Origin of the sequence: Caballeronia sp. ATUFL_M2_KS44, from assembly GCF_023630965.1 — a bacterium.
Classification (GTDB): Bacteria; Pseudomonadota; Gammaproteobacteria; order Burkholderiales; family Burkholderiaceae; genus Caballeronia; species Caballeronia concitans.
Genome location: NZ_JALQEA010000028.1, coordinates 104300 through 122460, shown reverse-complemented (window position 1 = coordinate 122460; position 18161 = coordinate 104300). Strand labels below are relative to the sequence as shown.

The 18161-nt window shown below is 64.6% G+C and carries 18 protein-coding genes; 9 read left to right on the top strand and 9 right to left on the bottom strand.

All coding sequences use genetic code 11. The features are described 5' to 3' along the window. Window positions 1-2: 2 nt before the first annotated feature. The 6 genes from NCR39_RS13190 to pxpB form a co-directional block, all read right to left on the bottom strand. Complete coding sequence (locus tag NCR39_RS13190; RefSeq protein ID WP_284507209.1) at window positions 3-1388, bottom strand: undecaprenyl-phosphate glucose phosphotransferase; 1386 nt, start codon at window positions 1386-1388, stop codon at window positions 3-5. Between the two features lie 398 nt (window positions 1389-1786). After that, entirely contained in the window at window positions 1787-2743 is a 957-nt protein-coding gene (locus NCR39_RS13185) for a DUF979 domain-containing protein (protein ID WP_250452567.1), read from the bottom strand. Beyond that, window positions 2740-3459, bottom strand: a complete 720-nt coding sequence (locus NCR39_RS13180) for a DUF969 domain-containing protein (RefSeq protein WP_250452566.1) — start codon at window positions 3457-3459, stop codon at window positions 2740-2742. The genes NCR39_RS13185 and NCR39_RS13180 overlap by 4 nt, the downstream gene beginning before the upstream one ends. A 129-nt stretch (window positions 3460-3588) precedes the next feature. Next, a complete protein-coding gene (pxpA, locus tag NCR39_RS13175; RefSeq protein ID WP_250452565.1) occupies window positions 3589-4332 on the bottom strand; it encodes a 5-oxoprolinase subunit PxpA in 744 nt (247 codons plus the stop codon). Between the two features lie 56 nt (window positions 4333-4388). Beyond that, window positions 4389-5420: a 5-oxoprolinase subunit C family protein gene (locus tag NCR39_RS13170; RefSeq protein ID WP_250452564.1), complete on the bottom strand. Its 1032-nt coding sequence runs from the start codon at window positions 5418-5420 to the stop codon at window positions 4389-4391. After that, the gene (gene pxpB, locus NCR39_RS13165; RefSeq protein ID WP_250452563.1) at window positions 5417-6070 is read right to left on the bottom strand and encodes a 5-oxoprolinase subunit PxpB; all 654 of its coding nucleotides are present in this window, start codon (window positions 6068-6070) and stop codon (window positions 5417-5419) included. The genes NCR39_RS13170 and pxpB overlap by 4 nt, the downstream gene beginning before the upstream one ends. Before the next feature lie 192 nt (window positions 6071-6262). Between pxpB and NCR39_RS13160 the strand changes: the two genes are divergently transcribed. Beyond that, on the top strand, window positions 6263-6775 hold the full coding sequence (locus NCR39_RS13160) for a winged helix DNA-binding protein (RefSeq protein ID WP_040048534.1): 513 nt from the start codon (window positions 6263-6265) through the stop codon (window positions 6773-6775). Window positions 6776-6785: 10 nt separating this feature from the next. Here NCR39_RS13160 and NCR39_RS13155 read toward each other — a convergent pair whose 3' ends face one another. Then, window positions 6786-7412, bottom strand: a complete 627-nt coding sequence (locus NCR39_RS13155; RefSeq protein WP_502800213.1) for a 5-formyltetrahydrofolate cyclo-ligase — start codon at window positions 7410-7412, stop codon at window positions 6786-6788. 8 nt (window positions 7413-7420) lie between these two features. On the opposite strand from NCR39_RS13155, the gene NCR39_RS13150 reads away from it, so the two are divergent. From NCR39_RS13150 to NCR39_RS13135, 4 genes are all read left to right on the top strand, one after another. Next, a complete protein-coding gene (locus tag NCR39_RS13150) occupies window positions 7421-9388 on the top strand; it encodes a lytic transglycosylase domain-containing protein (RefSeq protein ID WP_250452562.1) in 1968 nt (655 codons plus the stop codon). A 125-nt stretch (window positions 9389-9513) separates the two neighbouring features. Then, window positions 9514-10470: a complex I NDUFA9 subunit family protein gene (locus NCR39_RS13145; protein WP_250452561.1), complete on the top strand. Its 957-nt coding sequence runs from the start codon at window positions 9514-9516 to the stop codon at window positions 10468-10470. Between the two features lie 11 nt (window positions 10471-10481). Beyond that, complete coding sequence (locus tag NCR39_RS13140; RefSeq protein ID WP_250452560.1) at window positions 10482-11105, top strand: glutathione S-transferase family protein; 624 nt, start codon at window positions 10482-10484, stop codon at window positions 11103-11105. Next, window positions 11102-12343, top strand: coding sequence for a multifunctional CCA addition/repair protein (locus NCR39_RS13135; RefSeq protein ID WP_250452559.1), 1242 nt, complete (start codon window positions 11102-11104; stop codon window positions 12341-12343). Before NCR39_RS13140 ends, NCR39_RS13135 begins: the two co-directional genes overlap by 4 nt. A 642-nt stretch (window positions 12344-12985) precedes the next feature. Here NCR39_RS13135 and NCR39_RS13130 read toward each other — a convergent pair. Next, entirely contained in the window at window positions 12986-13180 is a 195-nt protein-coding gene (locus tag NCR39_RS13130) for a DUF2905 domain-containing protein (RefSeq protein ID WP_250452558.1), read from the bottom strand. Window positions 13181-13190: 10 nt separating this feature from the next. Then, complete coding sequence (locus tag NCR39_RS13125; RefSeq protein ID WP_250452557.1) at window positions 13191-14396, bottom strand: class I SAM-dependent methyltransferase; 1206 nt, start codon at window positions 14394-14396, stop codon at window positions 13191-13193. Between the two features lie 13 nt (window positions 14397-14409). On the opposite strand from NCR39_RS13125, the gene NCR39_RS13120 reads away from it, so the two are divergent. The 4 genes from NCR39_RS13120 to glmU all read left to right on the top strand — a co-directional run bounded on the left by NCR39_RS13120 (window position 14410) and on the right by glmU (window position 18099). Continuing rightward, window positions 14410-15255, top strand: a complete 846-nt coding sequence (locus NCR39_RS13120; RefSeq protein WP_250452556.1) for an SDR family oxidoreductase — start codon at window positions 14410-14412, stop codon at window positions 15253-15255. Between the two features lie 16 nt (window positions 15256-15271). Further along, window positions 15272-15673, top strand: a complete 402-nt coding sequence (locus NCR39_RS13115) for a dihydroneopterin aldolase (protein WP_035962310.1) — start codon at window positions 15272-15274, stop codon at window positions 15671-15673. Beyond that, on the top strand, window positions 15670-16629 hold the full coding sequence (gene ttcA, locus NCR39_RS13110) for a tRNA 2-thiocytidine(32) synthetase TtcA (protein WP_250452555.1): 960 nt from the start codon (window positions 15670-15672) through the stop codon (window positions 16627-16629). The genes NCR39_RS13115 and ttcA overlap by 4 nt, the downstream gene beginning before the upstream one ends. Before the next feature lie 108 nt (window positions 16630-16737). After that, window positions 16738-18099 carry a bifunctional UDP-N-acetylglucosamine diphosphorylase/glucosamine-1-phosphate N-acetyltransferase GlmU gene (gene glmU, locus NCR39_RS13105; protein ID WP_250452554.1) on the top strand — a complete coding sequence of 454 codons (1362 nt, stop codon included), beginning with the start codon at window positions 16738-16740 and terminating at the stop codon, window positions 18097-18099. The last annotated feature ends 62 nt before the right edge of the window (window positions 18100-18161 follow it).

Sequence of the window (18161 nt, the reverse complement as noted above, 5' to 3'; positions counted from 1 at the left end):
CTTCAATAAGCGTTGTGATGAACGAAGCCCCGCACGACCGTCGCCATGACGATGCGCACATCGAACGCCAGCGACCAGTTGCTGAGATAGAACAAATCGTGTTCGACGCGCTGTTGCATCTTGTCGATGGAATCCGTCTCGCCGCGCAACCCGTTCACCTGCGCCCAGCCCGTGATGCCCGGCTTGATGCGATACCGGTGGATGTAGCCGTCGACGACGTCCTGATAAAGCGCGTCATGCTCGATGGCATGAGGACGCGGCCCCACCACCGACATCTCGCCACGAAGCACGTTGAGAAACTGCGGCAGCTCGTCGAGGCTCGTGCGGCGAAGCAGCGCGCCGATGCGCGTGATGCGCGCGTCGCCGCGCGTGGCTTGCGCGACCACGCCGTCATCCGCTGCATGCGCGCGCATCGTGCGAAATTTATAGATCTGAAACGGTTCGCCTTTCGCGCCGTGACGCCACTGCCGGAACAGCACCGGCCCCGGCGACGAGACCTTCACCGCAAGCGCGATGAGCAGGAAAAGCGGCGACACCGCGAGGAGCGCGCACGCCGCGAAAGCGCGGTCGAACGCGTCCTTGACGGCCTGCGCGCGGTCCGTCAGCGGCGCGGCGACGAGATTGATGGCGAAGGCCGCGTCGGGATCGGCGGCGTCGCTGCAAAAGCGCGCGTGCTTGCCGAGATCGGGAAGAAAGCGGATGTTGAGCAGGTCGTTGCGAAAGAGGTCGAGGAAGCGCAGCAGCGTGGCTTCATCGGTCAGCGGAAGTGCAAGCCACAGTTCGTCGATGCGCTGCGCACGCACGTAAGCCGCGAACTGTTCGATGCACTGAAACCGGCGGATGCCGTCGGCGGGCGCGGCGGCTGCGTCGTCCATATCGAAGCGTGCGTCGATGCGATAGACGGAGTCGCGCTTGTCGAGAAAACGCTGCAGGAACGTGTAGTAATGATCGCCGCGACCGACGACGGCAACGGAGCGCGTGCGTGCGCGCCGCACGCGGTCCATGCGGACGACGAGGCCGCAGAGGATGACGCCCGCCAGCGTCGACGCCGCCCAGCAGGCGAACCACGCGCGCGACGGATGATATTCGCGATGCATCCACATGACGGCGCATGTCGCGAGCGCGTCGCAGAGCATCCACGCGAAAGCAGGCGCAAGGATGCCGCCGACCGGCGCAGCGCGCCGCTGCGCGCAAACGGACTGCGCGGCCCATGCGAACAACACGGCGAACGCGGCGGCGGCGCTGTCGTGGGCCGCCTCGGCGGACTCGCCGAACAGGCGGTAGGCCATGAGCGCGCTTCCGGCGGCGACGAGCGCTTCGCAAAGACGCAGTACAACGTCGCAGCCGCAAGGCCGCTCTGTCAACAAGGAGTATTGTGGCAATCGCATGACGGGACCGATGGCGATACCCGGCGCACCACGCCCCCGCATACTCCTTGCGGCGGCTTACCGGACCATCGGCTAATTTGAACGTACATAAACGGCCGCCATACGCGTCATGCAGGACTAGCCTTGCTTCACATGCCGGTTAGCGACTCATCTTCGAAGGCCGCACCTCATGCGCGCTGCGGCCCTTAATTGGGGTCGAAGTCTCCGTTATGTGCACGGAAGCCGGAATAGGAACGGTCTTAATTTAAGAGCATGCTTAAGAATAGTTCCTAGTGCGAAGCAAATTGGCGGGGGGGGGGACGTGGCACCAAACGGTTGGCGGCGCGGTGTGCGGAAGGAGAGTGCGATGCAACGACGCATGAAGAGCGATCATCATGCGCCGTTCGTTACGGCTTGCTTCAGATAAACATCAGCCAGTTCAACAAGAAAATATTCACGACGAGTAACGTCAGCGCGGTCGGCACCTGCACCTTGATCACCGCGTTTTTATCGGGCAACTCCAGCAGCGCCGCGGGCACGATGTTGAAGTTCGCGGCCATCGGCGTCAAGAGCGTGCCGCAGTAGCCCGAGAACATGCCGATGGCGACCATCGTCGCGGGATTGCCGTGGAACACGCCGACGAGAATCGGCACGCCGACGCCGCCCGTCATCACCGGGAAGGCGGCGAAGCCGTTGCCCATCACCATCGTGAACAGCGCCATGCCGATGCAGTACACCGCCACCGCGACGAGCCGGTAGTCCAGATTCACGTAAGCCGTCGTCACGTGCGCGACCGCCTTGCCCACGCCCGCGTCCGAGAACACGAGCCCGAGCATGCCGAGCATCTGCGGGAGCACGGCGGCCCACGAAAGCGCATCGATCAGGCGGCGCGCTTCGCGCATCGACTGGCCGACGGTATCGCGCGTCATCACGCACGCCACCGCGAGCGCGATCACGCAGCCGATGCCGAAGCCGATCAGCGTCACGTTCTTCAGCTCGATCAGCGGCTTGCCGCCGAACACGAGATGACTCGCGCCGAGCGTGAGAACGACGGTCACGACGGGAATGGTCAGCGCGGGCACGAAGAGCTTGTTGCCGAGGCGCACGGCGCTCTGGCGGCGCGTTTCCTCCGAGAGCATCTTCGGCTTCGCGCCGGTGACGCCGCCCAGTCCCGCGATGACCGCCATCGCCACGACGAGCACGCCGACGACCGCCACCGGCAGCCAGTCGCCGATCAGGAAAATGAGCGCGTAGACGAGCCAGAACGCGCCCGCCGTCAGCCGGCGCGGATGCGACTTGTCGGTCAGGATCATGCCCGCGACGACCACGAGCACGATGCCGACCAGATAAAAGAGATAGTTGATCGTGAGCGTCATGCCTTTTCTCCCGCGACATTGCGCGTGAGCGCGTTAAGCTCGCGCGTCAGTTGACGGTCGAGCAGCCAGAGGCGAAAGCCGTGGATCAGGAACGCGCAGATCGCGGTCGGGATGCCCCAGACGGCGACGTGCATCGGTTCGACGACGATTCCCGCTTCCTTCAGGAACGTGACCATCAGCACGATCGCGCCGAACGCCACGAAAATGTCCTCGCCGAAGAAGAGGCCGACGTTGTCGGTCGCCGCCGAATACGCGCGCAGCTTGAAACGCACGGCGTCGGAGAGCTTGCCGTAGCGCGCTTCCGTGGCGCCTTCGGCCATCGGCGCGAGCAGCGGACGCACCATCTGCGGATGACCGCCGAGACCCGTCAGGCCGACCGCCGCCGTCAACTCGCGCACGAGCAGATAGACGATCAGAAGCCGCCCGGCCGTCGCCGCGCGAATGCCCGAAATCCAGATCTGCGCGCGCTCGCGCAGCCCGTGGCGCTCCAGCAAGCCGATCACCGCGAGCGGCAACAGAATGATGAGCGGAATGTTGCGCGTCTTCAGAAAGCCGCTGCCGATGGCGCTCAAAATGCGCTCCGGCGGAAAGTGCGCGGCGAAACCGGTGATGATCGCGGCGGCGGCGACGATCAGCATCGGATTGAAGCGCAGCACGAAGCCCACGATGATGACGGCCACGCCGATGAGCGGCCATAGACTGACTGGGGTTGCCATGAGATCTCCAAACGGATGTCGATGAAAACACCGCGCCTCGAGCCGGGCGCGTGTGCCGAAAGGCGGCTCTCGTGGCCGCTTGCTAAAACGCCCCGGCTTCGCGGGGCGTTCAATGCTTCGTTGCGATGCTCAGGCGCGGGCGGCGCGCACGCCGATGCCCGCATCGGCCAGTGCGCCACGGATGCGCCGCGCGAACGCCAGCGCATGCTCGCCGTCGCCGTGCAGGCAGATGGTCTGCGCGTTGAGCGGCACCCATTCGCCCGACACGGCCTGCACGCGCTGCTCGCGCACCATCGAAAGCGTGCGGTCGAGCACGGCGTCCTCGTCGTCGAGCAGCGCGCCCGGCTCCTTGCGCGGCACGAGCGAACCATCGGCGCGATAGCCGCGATCCGCGAACACTTCCTCGATCGCGCCGAGGCCCGCGCGCTTCGCGGCATCGACGAGACCGCTGTTCGCGAGACCGAACACGAGCAGCGAAGGATCGAAGTCGCGCACGGCGGCGGCGATCGCATCGGCGATGTGCGGCGTTCTCGCCGCCTGGTTGTACAGCGCGCCGTGCGGCTTCACGTGCGCGATGCGCCCGCCTTCCGCCTTCGCGATCGCCGCGAGCGCGCCCAGTTGATACAGCACGCCCGCGTAGATTTCCTCGGGCGGCAGGTCCATTTCCTTGCGCCCGAAGTTCTCGGGATCGTGAAAGCTCGGATGCGCGCCGATGGCGACGCCTTTTTGGACCGCCCAGCGCACGCAGTCGCGCATCGCGGTGGCGCCGCCCGCGTGCCAGCCGCACGCGATGTTGGCGGAACTGACGAGGTCGAGCAGCGCTTCGTCGGAGCCGCAGCCTTCGCCGAGATCGGCGTTGAGATCGATTTCCATGATGTCGTCGAAATAGTCGTTGGGTTTGAAGCTGAAGCGTGTTTCGCTATCGCCCGTTATCGCGCGATGCGTTCCTCGTGCATCGCGATGGCCGTTTCCACCTGGCTCACGTACTGGCGTTCTTCCGCGAGCGCCCGGCGCGCTTCCTCCACCGATGTCTCGATGAAGCGCACGCCTCCGTTCAATCGCACCTGCGCGAGCTTCCACAGGTCCGCGCGAATCACCGCGCCGATCTTCGGATAGCCGCCGGTCGTCTGGGCGTCGCCCATCAGGATGATCGGCTGGCCGTTCGGCGGAACCTGAATGGTCCCCGGCAGCACCGCGTGCGACAGCAGTTCGGTCCGGTCGGTGCGCTCGAGCGCCGTGCCCGCGAGCCGGAAGCCCATGCGGTTGCTGTTCGGCGTGATCGTCCACTCCTCGTTCCAGAAGTCCTGATGCGCCTTGTCGCTGAAGCTCGCATACTCCGGGCCGCGCAGCACGCGGATCGGCGCGGCCCACGCGAGACCGGGCGCGTGACGTCCGCGGCGCACGGGTTCGTCGACGAGCACGAACTTGCACCACGCGGGCGCCTTCACGCCGAACGCCGGTTCTTCCGGCGAAAACGCGATGCCCTTGTGCGGCTGCGGCACGCCCACCGGCAAGCGGTCGCCGTCGCGCAGCGCGCGTCCGCCCAAGCCGCCGAAACACGCGCCGAGGTCGGTGCTGCGCGAGCCGAGCATCGGCAAGACGTCGATGCCGCCCGCGATGCACACGTAGCAGCGCATGCCGCGCCTGGCCGCGCGCAGCGTCAGTTCCTGGCCCGCGCGCACCGGCACGCTCCACCACGAATAGACCGGCGCGTCGTCGAGCGTCGCGCCGAAGTCGGTGCCCGTGACGGCGATGCGCGTCGCGCGCTTGAAGCGCAGCACGGTCGGCCCGAACGTCACTTCGATGCCCGCCGCATCCGGCCGGTTGCCGACGATGCGATTGCCGATTTCGAGCGACAGCGCATCGAGCGCACCGCCCGAACTGACGCCGAGATGCCGATACCCGTGGCGGCCCAGATCCTGCACCGTGGACAGCACGCCCGCGCGAATCACGTCGATCATGCGCGCACCTCCAGCGCGGTGAAGCGCACGCGGTCGCCGGGCTGCATCAGCGTCGGCGGATTGCGCGACGGATCGAAGAGCTTGAGTTCGGTGCGGCCGAGCAGTTGCCATCCTCCGGGCGATGCAGCCGGATAAATGCCCGTCTGCGCCCCGCCGATGCCCACCGATCCCGCCGGCACTTCGAGGCGCGGTTCGCGGCGGCGCGGCATGTGCAGCGCGGGATCGAGCCCGCCCAAATACGCGAAGCCCGGCTGGAAGCCGAGGAAGAACACGATGTATTCGGCTTCGGTGTGGCGCTTCACCACTTCGTCGACGGAAAGGCCCGCGTGCTTCGCCAGTTCCGCGAGATCGGGGCCGTCCTCGCCGCCGTATCGCACGGGAATTTCGATTTCCGCCCCGGGCTCATCGGTGCCGGCGGCGGCGTGCCAGGCCGCTTCCAGTTGCGCGGCGAGGGCTTCGTAATCGGCTTCGAGCGGGTCGAAGACGATCGTGAGATTGTTCATGCCGGGCACCACTTCGACGACTTGCGGCATCAGGCGCGCGTGTTCGGCCAGCGCCCAGATGCGGCGCTGACATTCGATGGTGGCGGGCGGCGCGACGTCGCAAACGAGCGCGCAATCGCCGAGCGGATGGATACGGGGTGTGGTCATGGTTCCAGGTCTTGCCTCTTCACGGCGCGCGCAAAATGCGGTTCGCTGCGTCGTGTCAACGATGGTACATTATCAATAAATTATCAAGAAATTATCTATTCACGTTTGTCTGGAGTGTCGTGAAAACGCGTGCGTGGCGGGCGGAAAAGGGCGCTGCGCTACACTCCGGCGCACTTTCCTACGGTCATCGCCATGTCGCGTCACCCTACCAAGATCGTGTCGTCCGAACATCTCGTCTCCGAAACCAGCGCGGAACTGTCCGAATTCGAGTACGCGCTCATCATGGCGAGCAACGCGTTCAATCGATGGATGGTGCGCTGCATGTCCGCCGCCGGCGCGAAGGACATGACGGCGGTGGAAGTATCGCTGCTGCATCACGTGAACCACCGCGACCGCAAGAAGAAGCTCGCGGACATCTGCTTCGTGCTCAATATCGAGGACACCCACGTCGCCACGTATGCGCTCAAGAAACTCGTCGCGCGCGGCTATGTGACGAGCGAAAAGACCGGCAAGGAAGTGTTCTTCTCCGCGACGCCGGCAGGACGCGAGCTGTGCGGCAAGTATCGCGAAGTGCGCGAGAGCTGCCTGATTTCGGCGCTGCGCGAAAGCGGACTCACCAACGAGCAGATCGGCGAGGCCGCGCAATTGATGCGCAACGCATCCGGCCTCTACGACACCGCCGCGCGCGCGGCGGCATCGCTTTGAGCGCGCGTTTTCAGTAAAGCGCGGCTTCGGTGACGATCGCATCGAGCGGCATATCGTGCGATTCGCGCGGCAACGCGCCGAGCTTGCCCGCTTCATAAGCGATGCCGATCGTCGCCGGCTTTAGCGCAGCCGGCCACGCGGCGAGCGTGCGGTCGAAATAGCCGCCGCCGTAACCGAGCCGGAAGCGGTCCGCATCGAAACCGACGCACGGCACCAGCAGCAGATCCGGCACCACGACGCGTTCTTCTTCCGGCACGGGAATGCGATAGCGGCCGGATCTCATCGGCGAATCGGCGCGCCAGGCGTGGAAGACCATCGGCGCGTGGGGCTGCACGACGACCGGCAGCGCGGCTTCGCGCGCATCGGTTGCATCGTTCGATGCGAGCCATTCGGTCAAAACGGCGCGCGCGTCGAATTCGCCCGCCACCGGCCAATAGAAGCCGATGCATCTGACCGCGCGTTCTTCCAGCACCGCGCGAAGCCGTTCGCCGAGCGCCGCGTCCATGCGCGCGCGCGACGCGTGTTCGCTCTGCGCTTCGCGCTCGGCGAGCAGCGTTGCGCGAAGGGCGCTTTTGGGTTCTGCGCAAACGTTGCGTGCTATGCTTTGGACCGATCTTTGGACCACCTCGCGCTCCAGTAATAACGATGTCAAAACGCCTCAACCGAGTATATCTCGCGGCCGGTTACGCCCTTGCGGCCGCGACGCTCGTCGCATGCGGAACCGCGACGGCCGTGCCGCCCGACGCCGACCTTTCCCCGTCCTCCGACGACCGCATTTTCATGCAGTTGCGCGAGGCATCGCGTGCGAACGACGCGGGCCGCGCCGCACAGCTCGCCTCGCAGATTCCGAATTATCCGGCGCCGGGCTATATCGAATATTTCACGATCAAGCCGCAGCTCTTCGACGCGCAAGGCCACGCGCGCCCCGACGCGCCCGATGCGCCCGTGCTCTCGTTCCTGCAGCGCTACGACGGCCAGGCCATCGCGGACCGCCTGCGCAACGACTATCTCGTGGTGCTCGGCGGCCGTCACGACTGGAAGAACTTCGAGCAGCAATATGCCCGCTTCGTGCTGAACGACGACACGCAGGTCAAGTGCTATGCGCTCGAAGCCCGCATGTCGCGCGGCGAGAATGTGGCGGAAGCGTCGCGCGCGCTGCTCGTCGATCCGAAATGGTACGGCGACGGCTGCGTCGATCTGATCGGCGCGCTCGCGGAGTCCGGCCAGTTCACGAGCGACGACATCTGGCAGCAAATCCGCCTCGCCTACGAGCAGAACTACACGACGACCGGCGCGAATATCGTCGAAGCGCTCGGCCAGGAACAGCCGAAGCCCGAGCTGCTCGATAACGCCGTCAACAAACCGCCGCTTTATCTCGCGCGCGGCGTCATGCCGAACACGCCGGCGCATCAGTTGACGCTGCTCGCCGTCACGCGCCTGGCCCGCAACGATCCGGCGATGGCCGCGGCCACGTTCAGTTCCGTCGCGCCGGGCCTGACGCCCGCTGAACGCGCGATCGGCTGGGGAACCATCGGCTATCAGGCGGCGTTGAAGCGCATGCCGGCGGCGGCGGACTGGTATCGGCTGTCGGCGAACGCGCAGTTGTCGAATCCCGCGTACGAATGGCGCACGCGCAGCGCGCTGCTCGCGGGCGACTGGAACATGGTGCGCTGGTCCATCGAACAGATGCCGCCGACGCTGCGCAGCCAGCCTTCGTGGACATACTGGCACGCGCGCGCGCTGAAGCAGGCCGGCGACACGGCCACGGCGAATCAGGAATTCCAGCGCATCGCGGATCAATACAACTTCTACGGCCAGCTCGCGCTCGAAGAACTCGGGCAGAAGATCACGGTGCCCCCGCGCACCACGGTTTCCGACGCCGAAATCGCGCAGATGCAGTCGGTGCCGGGCTTCGCGCTGTCGCAGCGTTTCTACGCGCTCAACATGCGGCTGGAAGGCAATCGCGAATGGAACTGGCCGCTGCGCAGCATGACGGACCGTCAACTGCTTGCCGCCGCGCAGTATGCAAAGCGCATCGAACTGTTCGACCGCACCGTCAATACCGCCGACAAGACGAAGAGCGAGCACGACTTCTCGCTGCGCTATCTTTCGCCGTTCCGCGATATCGTCGAGCGCGATGCGCAGACCACCGGGCTCGATATCGAATGGGCGTACGGGCTGATCCGCCAGGAATCGCGCTTCATCATCAATGCGCGTTCGGAAGTCGGCGCGGGCGGCCTGATGCAACTGATGCCCGGCACGGCGCAACTCGTGGCGAAGAAGATCGGTCTCGGGACGGTGTCGCGCGCGCAGATGAACGACATCAACACGAACATTCTGCTCGGCACGAATTACCTGTCGATGATCTACAATCAATTCGATAACTCGCCCGTGCTCGCCACCGCAGGCTACAACGCCGGTCCCGGCCGGCCGAAACAATGGCGGCAGGATTTGCGCGCGCCGGTCGAGGGCGCGGTTTTTGCTGAAACCATTCCGTTCTCCGAGACGCGCGATTACGTGAAGAACGTGCTGTCGAACACCGTGTACTACGCGGCGCTGTTCGAAGGACGTCCGCAATCGCTGAAGGCGCGGCTGGGTTATATCGCGCCGTAAGCGCATTCACACGACGCCGCGCGTTTTCGTGATTCGGATACGCGCGGCGGCTCGTCTTCGCATCTGCTTGCAAGCCCCGCATTCGTCAGCCGCAACCGGCAAGCCGCCACATCCAAGAGGCGAACATGCGACATCAAAACGTAGCGCTCATCGGCGGTTCCGGCTTCATCGGCAGCCATCTCGTCAACGCGCTCGTCGATCTCGGCAAGAACGTTCGGATCGCGACGCGGCGGCGCGCGAACGCGGCGCATCTGACGCTGCTTCCCGTCGATGTCGTCGAAACCGATGTGCACGATCCCATCCAGCTCGCCGCGTTCATCGCGGAAGCCGATGCGGTGATCAATCTCGTCGGCGTGCTGCAGGGAAGCCGGGGCGATCCGTACGGCCCTGAGTTCGCGCGGGCGCACGTCGAACTGCCGCGCAAGATCGCGGCTGCGTGCGAGGCGAAGGGCGTGCGGCGGCTGATTCACATGAGCGCGATCGGCGCCGATCCCGACGGTCCGAGCATGTATCTGCGCTCGAAGGGCGATGGCGAGAAGCACATCCGCGAGTCGGGTCTCGACTGGACGATTTTCCGCAGTTCAGTGGTGTTCGGCCCCGAGGACAATCTGCTCAACCAGTTCGCGTTCCTTCAGCGCATTTTCCCGGTGATTCCGCTCGCCTGCGCGGATGCGCAATTCCAGCCCGTTTTCGTCGGCGATGTCGCGAAGGCCATCGTCAATGTGCTCGATCTCGACGCCGCCAACAGCATGACCTACGAACTCGCGGGCCCGGGCGTCTATACGCTCGCGGAACTCGTGCGCTTCGCGGGCGCGACGATCGGGCGGCGCGCGCGCATCGTCAAGCTGCCGGACAGCCTCGGCCGCCTGCAGGCGATGACGCTCGAAATGGCGCCGGGCGAACCGATGATGTCGCGCGACAATCTCGATTCCATGAAGACGCCGAGCATCGCGAGCGGTCCGCTTGCGCCGGAACTGGATATTGGCGAACCGGCGAGCATCGAGGCCATCGCGCCGCTGTATCTCACCGGCAATACGCCGCGCTCGCGCTTCAATACCTTCCGCGCCACGGCGCACCGTTGATCTTCTATCGCATGAAACTCGTTATCGGTGACAAGAATCTTTCCTCCTGGTCGATGCGTCCGTGGGTGCTGCTCAGGCACTTCGGCATTGCGTTCGACGAGACGCTGATCCGCCTCGACCAGCCCGACACGAAAGCGAAGATTCTCGACGTGACGCCGTCCGGCAAGGTGCCGTGCCTCGTCACCGATGCGGGCGATGCCGTGTGGGAATCGCTCGCGATCATGGAGACGCTCGCGGAGCTTCATCCGCAACACGCGATGTGGCCGCGCGACGCCGCCGCACGCGCGCGCGCACGGAGCGTCAGCGCGGAGATGCACGCGGGCTTCGCGGATTTGCGCCAGAACATGCCGATGCAGATCGCGACGCACGCGCCGGGCATCGGCGCGACGCCGGCGGCGCTGTTCGACATTGCGCGCATCGACGCGATATGGACCGACTGTCTCGCGCGATCGGACGGCCCGTTTCTGTTCGGCGACTTCTGCATCGCGGATGCGATGTACGCGCCTGTCGTCATGCGCTTCAACTCGTATGAGCCGGCGTTGAGCGAGTCAACGCGCGCGTATGCGAACCGGGTGACCCAGTTGCCGGCGGTGGCTGCGTGGATCGACGATGCCCGCAAGGAAAGCGCGCGATGAATATCTACGCGGTAGGCGGCGCGATCCGCGACGCGTTGCTCGGCATGCCGGTGGTGGACCGCGATTACGTGGTCGTGGGCGCGACGCCCGAGCAGATGGTGGCGCAGGGGTATCGGCCGGTGGGAAAGGATTTCCCGGTGTTCCTGCATCCGCAGACGCATGAGGAATACGCGCTCGCGCGCACGGAGCGCAAGACGGCGGCGGGGTATCACGGCTTCCAGTTTTACTATTCGCCGGACGTGACGCTCGAAGAGGATCTGGCGCGGCGCGATCTCACGATCAACGCGATGGCGCGCGAGGTGAATCCGGCGGGCGAGCTGACGGGTCCGGTGATCGATCCGTACGACGGCCAGTCCGATCTCGCGAAGAGGCTGTTCCGGCATGTGGGCGATGCGTTCATCGAAGATCCGGTACGCATTCTTCGGCTGGCGCGATTCGCGGCGCGTTTTGCGGATTTTCGCGTCGCGCCGGAGACCGAGGCGTTGATGAAGAAGATGGTCGAAGCGGGCGAGGTCGATGCGCTCGTGCCCGAGCGTGTGTGGCAGGAAGTATCGCGCGGGCTGATGGAGAAGAAGCCGTCGCGCATGTTCGAGGTGTTGCGCGGTTGCGGCGCGCTGGCGCGGATTCTTCCCGAGGTCGATGCGCTGTGGGGCGTGCCGCAGCGTGCCGATTACCATCCGGAAGTGGATACGGGCGTGCACGTGATGATGGTGCTCGACTATGCGGCGTCGCAGGGTTTTGTCTTGCCGGTGCGGTTTGCGGCGCTCACGCACGATCTCGGCAAGGCGACGACGCCGGACGATGTTTTGCCGCGGCATATCGGGCATGAGGGGCGCAGTGTGGATTTGCTCAAGCCTTTGTGCGAGCGGTTGCGCGTGCCGAACGAGTGTCGCGATCTGGCGATGCTCGTCGCGCGTGAGCATGGGAATATTCATCGCGTGATGGATATGAGCGCGGCGGCGCTCGTGCGCTTGTTCGAGCGTTCCGATGCGTTGCGCAAGCCGGCGCGGTTTGCCGAGGCGTTGCAGGCATGTCTCGCGGATATACGCGGGCGGCTCGGGCTCGAGGAGCAGCCTTATCCGCAGGCTGAGCGGTTACGGGTTGCACTCGTTGCTGCACGTTCAGTCGATGCGGGGGCTGTTGCACAGCGGTTTGCTTCTCAGCCTTCGCGCATCAAGGATGCCGTGCATGAGGCACGGGTTGCGGCCGTGCACGACGCGGTTTTTGGTGTTTCTTAATCTTTCTTTCTTTTGTTTTCTTCGTTTTCACGCGTCGGTCTATTAGCACGCCCCTCCCCGGGGCGGGGGTCACTTTCTTTGCTGCTGCAAAGAAAGTAACCAAAGAAAGCAGCTTTTCTAGCCCAAAGCACATTAAGCGTGAACACTCCGTAGAACCAGATTGGCACTCAGCTTGAAACAGCCCTGAATCACCTTCCACGCCCGCTGAACGCCACCCCATGCGAGCCCCCGGGCTCGTCAACACCATCGCGCACTAACGCTCACACAAACTCAAAAGACTCCACCCCGCAACCGCAAACGACGCGTCACAAATAACACTACGAACCAAACACTCCTGATTGATGGCGCAATGAGTAGGTCTCGGTGGAATTTCCCCTTTCGAGTAGCGCGGTGCAAACCGATGGTTTTGTCGAGCCCGGGGGCTCGCATGGGGTGGCGCTCAGTGGGCGTGGAAGGTGATTCAAGGTTGGTTCAAGCTGAGTGCCAATGTGGTTCTACGGAGTGCACCGTCAACAAGAACAGCGGGCGAAAAGCTGCTTTCTTTGGTTACTTTCTTTGCAGCAGCAAAGAAAGTGACCCCCGCCCCGGGGAGGGGCGTGCTAATAGACCGACGCGTGAAAACGAAGAAGAAAGAAGAAAAACTCAAAGCGCCCGTGCAATGAACGAAAGCAAAATCGAAAGCAAAACCGTCGACATAAAGGGAAAAGAATATTCCCGTCCGAATATCCGGACAGTGAAATCTCCGGGTAACCGTCCGATGCCAATCTTCCTGAGCCACGGCCAGCAGGCCGAAAGCACCATAAGTGCGACAAACGTAGTAAGCAGCCATCGGATCATGATCGCAAACTCATAGCGTATGAGAACGGTCGCCCGACATGAACGCATCGACCGTGCCGGAAATACAGCGCGAAAACGCGATCACCTTGAACAGCTCGCCCATCTCCGCTTCGGATAAAAGCTTCTGCACCGCATTCGCCGCAGGCAAAAATCGCTTCACATCGCTGGGATCGATATCGCTCAAAACATCGGTAATACCGGCATTCATCAGAAACCGCGCCTGCGATGTAAATCCCAGCAAATCCGCGCCCGTTTCTACTCCCGCCTCGGCGATGCCCGTAAATTCCACGTGCGCCGTGATGTCCTGCAATCCAGGATACAAAAACGGATCCGCATGCGCCCGATGCCGGTAATGACACATCAACGTCCCGCCCGCGCGCTGCGCATGATAAAACTCGCGGCGCGGAAATCCATAATCGATAAAGAACGCCGCGCCCCGCACGAGCATCGTGCAAACCGTCTTCGTGAACGCCAGCGCCGCTTCATGCGTCTCGGTCACGTACTCGGCAAACGGTTCATCGTTGGTTTCGTCGATGGCGGCATCGATCTGCTCGATCTGCGCATCCAGTGCAACCGGCCGGTCCGCGAACGCAAAGCCATCGTCGCGCGCGGCCACGCCACGCTCATGCCACGCGCCCAGCTTGCGCACCACGAGCCGCACCGGCATCGCGTCGAGCACCTCGTTGCCGATCACCACGCCTTCGAACGCATCCGGCAACGCATCGATCCATTTCACCTTCGCGGCGAGCGCGGGCGCCTGCGCCAACAGCGTCGCGCGCTGACGATCGCGCAATTCGCCCGACAGATCGACGATCTCGTAACTTTCGACATCGACATCCAGCTCGGCAAGCGCCGTCAAAAGCCCCGCCGCGAGCTTGCCCGTGCCCGCGCCGAACTCCATCAGGCGGCGCGTGCCGCTCTCGCGCAACGCCTGCGCCACCGGCCGCGCCAGCGTCTTCGCGAACAACGGCGACAACTCCGGCGCGGTCACGAAGTCGCTGCCGTCTTCCGCGCGACGGCCGAATTTCATCGCTCCGCCGCTGTAGTAGCCGAGGCCGGGCGCGTACAGCGCGAGGTCCATGTATCGGTCGAACGGCAACCAGCCGCCCGCCGCCGCGATGCGCTCGCGGATCAACTGCGTCAGCGCCTCGGACTGCGCGAGCGCGTCGGCGCCCGGAGCAGGTAAACTATCGGATTGTCGAGCTTTCGGATTCATCCCAGTATTGTAAATGAGCGCTTCCTCGCCGTTTTCTCCCGCAAAATCGTCCGTTTCCGCGTCCGCGGAGACGCGCGCACGCGCCGTCCTCGTGACGGGCGCCGGAAAGCGCATCGGGCGAGGCATCGCGCTGGAATTCGCGCGCCAGGGCTGGAACGTCGCCGTGCATTACGGTCACTCGGAGCGCGAGGCGCACGAAACCGTCGCGCAGATCGAAGCGCTCGGCCGGCGCGCCGTCGCGCTCAAAGCCGATCTCGCCGATGAAACCGAAACCGCGCGGCTCGTGCCCGCGTGCGTCGAAGCGTTCGGCGCGCTGCAGTGCGTGGTCAACTGCGCGTCGCGTTTCGACGAAGACACCGCCACGAATTTCACCTACGCGAAGCTCATGCAGATGGCCGCGGTGAACGTCGCCGCGCCGCTCACGCTCGCGCGCGCGCTGCACGAAGCGACGCCCGACGCCGCCGCGACCGACGACGCGCGGCGCGGCGTCGTCATCAACGTGCTCGACCAGAAGCTGTACAACATGAACCCGGACTACCTGTCCTACACGCTGACGAAAGCCGCGCTCGACAACGCCACCGTCGCACTCGCGCAGGCGCTCGCGCCGAAGCTGCGTGTCGTCGGGCTGGCGCCGGGATTGACGCTGGTATCGGCGTGGCAGACGCCCGCGTCGTTCGAAGAGGCGCATCGCGTGACGCCGCTCGGGCGCGCATCGACCGTGGACGATCTCGCGCAGGCCGCGTGCTATCTCGCGAACGCGCACGGCGTGACGGGCACGACGCTCGTCGTCGACGGCGGCCAGCATCTCGTGCCGAGCCCGCGCGACGTGATGTACCTGATCGGCGCGCGAAAGCCTTAACCTTGGAAACACACCCATGCTTGCCGCTCTTTCGCATCCCCGGCTGACCGATTGCCGGCGGCTTTTTCTGCGCAACTACGAAGTGCGCATCAACATCGGCGTGCACGACTTCGAGAAGCGCGGCGAGCAGCGCGTCGTGATCAACGTCGAACTGTTCGTGCCGCTCGCGCTGTCCACGCCCGTCGCGGACAAGCTCGCCGAAGTCGTCGACTACGACTTCATGCGCTCGACCATCGCCGAACGCGTGAAGCGCGGCCACATTCATTTGCAGGAAACGCTTTGCGACGACGTCGCCGCCGCGCTGCTCGCGCATCCGAACGTTCGGGCGGTCGCCGTATCGACGGAAAAGCCCGACGTATATCCGGACTGCGACGCGGTGGGCGTCGAAGTATTCCGCATCAAAGAGGAACGAGCATGAACGCGCGTGAAGCCATCGAAAACGTCGAAGAAGACAAGCCCGCGCGCGAGGCGCTGACGCGGCGCCAGCAGAAGGAAGCGTACGAGAACAACAAGCTCTTCAAGCGGCTCGCGCGGCAGGTCGGCCAGGCGGTCGGCGACTTCAACATGATCGAAGAGGGCGATAAGGTCATGGTGTGCCTGTCCGGCGGCAAGGACAGCTACGCGATGCTCGAGATTCTCATGCGCCTGCGCGAACGCGCGCCGATCGACTTCGATATCGTCGCCGTCAATCTCGATCAGAAACAGCCCGGCTTTCCGGAACACGTGCTGCCGGAATATCTGTCGAAGCTCGATATTCCGTTCCATATAGAAAATCAGGACACGTACAGCATCGTCAAACGGCTGGTGCCGGAAGGCAAGACCACGTGTTCGCTGTGCTCGCGCCTGCGTCGCGGCATTCTGTATCGCGTGGCCGGTGAGCTGGGCGCGACGAAGATCGCGCTCGGGCATCATCGCGACGACATCCTTCAGACGCTGCTGCTCAACATGTTCTACGGCGGCAAGCTGAAGGGCATGCCGCCCAAGCTGCAATCCGACGACGGCAAGAACGTCGTGATCCGTCCGCTCGCGTATGTGAAGGAAACCGATCTGGAAAAGTACGCGGAACTGCGCGAATTCCCGATCATTCCGTGCAATCTGTGCGGCAGCCAGCCGAACCTGAAGCGCGCGGAAATGAAGGCGCTGATCCGCGAATGGGACAAGCGTTTCCCGGGGCGCGTGGAAAACATGTTCAACGCGCTGTCGAACGTGGTGCCGTCGCATCTGATGGATCCCGCGCTGTTTCCGTTCGCCGGCCTGCGCGCGACCGGCGAGGCCGATCCTCAGGGCGATATCGCGTTCGACGAAGAACCGTGCGCGAGCGAACCGTCAGGCGCGCCGAACGCTATTTCAATTGTTCAATTCGACGACCTGTAACACCATCTCCAGCAAGCCCGCGGCGCGCTTTTCGCGCGCCGTTTCGGCCATGTTCGCGTGCTATATTGGCCCGACCCTAAACCTGGCTTCCATCTGCAAGAACCCGCGATGAATATCGTCATTCTGGCTGCCGGCATGGGCAAGCGCATGCGCTCCGCCTTGCCGAAAGTGCTCCATCCCCTGGCGGGCCGGCCGCTCCTCGCGCATGTCATCGATACCGCGCGCACGCTGTCGCCCACGCGTCTCGTCGTCGTCGTCGGACACGGCGCGGATAAAGTGCGCGAAGCCGTCGGCGCGCCCGACGTGCAGTTCGCCGTGCAGGACAAACAGCTCGGCACCGGACACGCCGTGCAGCAGGCGCTGCCGCTGCTCGATCCTTCCGTGCCCACGCTCGTGCTGTACGGCGACGTGCCGCTCACGCGCGCGAGCACGCTGACGCGCCTGCTCGACGCGGCGGGCGCCGAACGCTACGGCGTGCTCACGGTGACCGTCGACGATCCGACCGGCTACGGCCGCATCGTGCGCGACGCGAACGGCGCGGTGCGGAAGATCGTCGAGCAGAAAGATGCGAGCGACGAAGAACGGCGCATCGCGGAGATCAACACGGGCATCGTCGTATCGCCGACGCGCACGCTCGAAGCGTGGCTCGCGTCGCTCAAGAACGACAACGCGCAAGGCGAGTTCTATCTGACCGATGTCGTCGAACGCGCGATCGAAGCGGGCGTCGAAGTCGTGACCGCACAGCCCGACGCCGAATGGGAAACGCTCGGCGTGAACAGCAAGGTGCAGCTCGCGGAACTGGAGCGCGTGCATCAGCGCAACGTCGCGTATGCGCTGCTCGATGCGGGCGTCACGCTCGCCGATCCCGCGCGCATCGACGTGCGCGGCACGCTGGAGTGCGGCGCGGATGTGTCGATCGACGTGAACTGCGTGTTCGAAGGCCGCGTGACGCTGGCGGACAACGTGAGCATCGGGCCCAACTGCGTGATCCGCGATGCGTCGATCGGCGCGGGCACGCGCGTCGATGCGTACACGCATATCGAAGGCGGCACGACGGGCGCGAAGGTCGTGCTCGGGCCGTACGCGCGGCTGCGTCCGGGCGCGGTGCTCGGCGACGAAGCGCACGTCGGCAATTTCGTCGAAGTGAAGAACGCGGTCATGGGCCACGGCGCGAAGGCGAACCACCTGAGCTATATCGGCGATTCCGATATCGGCGCGCGCGTGAACGTGGGCGCGGGCACCATCACGTGTAATTACGATGGCGCGAACAAGCACCGCACGGTGATCGAGGACGACGTGTTCATCGGCTCGGATACGCAACTCGTGGCGCCCGTGCGCGTGGCGCGCGGCGTGACGATCGCGGCGGGCACGACGGTGTGGAAGGACGTCGGCGAAGGCGAACTGGTGCTGAACGAGAAGCGCCAGGTCAGCAAGACGGGCTACGTTCGCCCGACCAAGAAGAAGGTTTGAAGCGCGCTGGGCCGTGCTGAACGCGCGGCCTTTCGATGGGTGCGTCTGATTCGGATATCAAA

Excerpts from the sequence above, each read along its gene's own strand:
- NCR39_RS13190 (WP_284507209.1), bottom strand. The coding sequence starts at position 1,388 with ATGCGATTGCCACAATACTCCTTGTTGACAGAGCGGCCTTGCGGCTGC.
- NCR39_RS13185 (WP_250452567.1), bottom strand. The coding sequence starts at position 2,743 with ATGACGCTCACGATCAACTATCTCTTTTATCTGGTCGGCATCGTGCTC.
- NCR39_RS13180 (WP_250452566.1), bottom strand. The coding sequence starts at position 3,459 with ATGGCAACCCCAGTCAGTCTATGGCCGCTCATCGGCGTGGCCGTCATC.
- pxpA (WP_250452565.1), bottom strand. The coding sequence starts at position 4,332 with ATGGAAATCGATCTCAACGCCGATCTCGGCGAAGGCTGCGGCTCCGAC.
- NCR39_RS13170 (WP_250452564.1), bottom strand. The coding sequence starts at position 5,420 with ATGATCGACGTGATTCGCGCGGGCGTGCTGTCCACGGTGCAGGATCTG.
- pxpB (WP_250452563.1), bottom strand. The coding sequence starts at position 6,070 with ATGACCACACCCCGTATCCATCCGCTCGGCGATTGCGCGCTCGTTTGC.
- NCR39_RS13160 (WP_040048534.1), top strand. The coding sequence starts at position 6,263 with ATGTCGCGTCACCCTACCAAGATCGTGTCGTCCGAACATCTCGTCTCC.
- NCR39_RS13150 (WP_250452562.1), top strand. The coding sequence starts at position 7,421 with ATGTCAAAACGCCTCAACCGAGTATATCTCGCGGCCGGTTACGCCCTT.
- NCR39_RS13145 (WP_250452561.1), top strand. The coding sequence starts at position 9,514 with ATGCGACATCAAAACGTAGCGCTCATCGGCGGTTCCGGCTTCATCGGC.
- NCR39_RS13140 (WP_250452560.1), top strand. The coding sequence starts at position 10,482 with ATGAAACTCGTTATCGGTGACAAGAATCTTTCCTCCTGGTCGATGCGT.
- NCR39_RS13135 (WP_250452559.1), top strand. The coding sequence starts at position 11,102 with ATGAATATCTACGCGGTAGGCGGCGCGATCCGCGACGCGTTGCTCGGC.
- NCR39_RS13130 (WP_250452558.1), bottom strand. The coding sequence starts at position 13,180 with ATGATCCGATGGCTGCTTACTACGTTTGTCGCACTTATGGTGCTTTCG.
- NCR39_RS13125 (WP_250452557.1), bottom strand. The coding sequence starts at position 14,396 with ATGAATCCGAAAGCTCGACAATCCGATAGTTTACCTGCTCCGGGCGCC.
- NCR39_RS13120 (WP_250452556.1), top strand. The coding sequence starts at position 14,410 with ATGAGCGCTTCCTCGCCGTTTTCTCCCGCAAAATCGTCCGTTTCCGCG.
- NCR39_RS13115 (WP_035962310.1), top strand. The coding sequence starts at position 15,272 with ATGCTTGCCGCTCTTTCGCATCCCCGGCTGACCGATTGCCGGCGGCTT.
- ttcA (WP_250452555.1), top strand. The coding sequence starts at position 15,670 with ATGAACGCGCGTGAAGCCATCGAAAACGTCGAAGAAGACAAGCCCGCG.
- glmU (WP_250452554.1), top strand. The coding sequence starts at position 16,738 with ATGAATATCGTCATTCTGGCTGCCGGCATGGGCAAGCGCATGCGCTCC.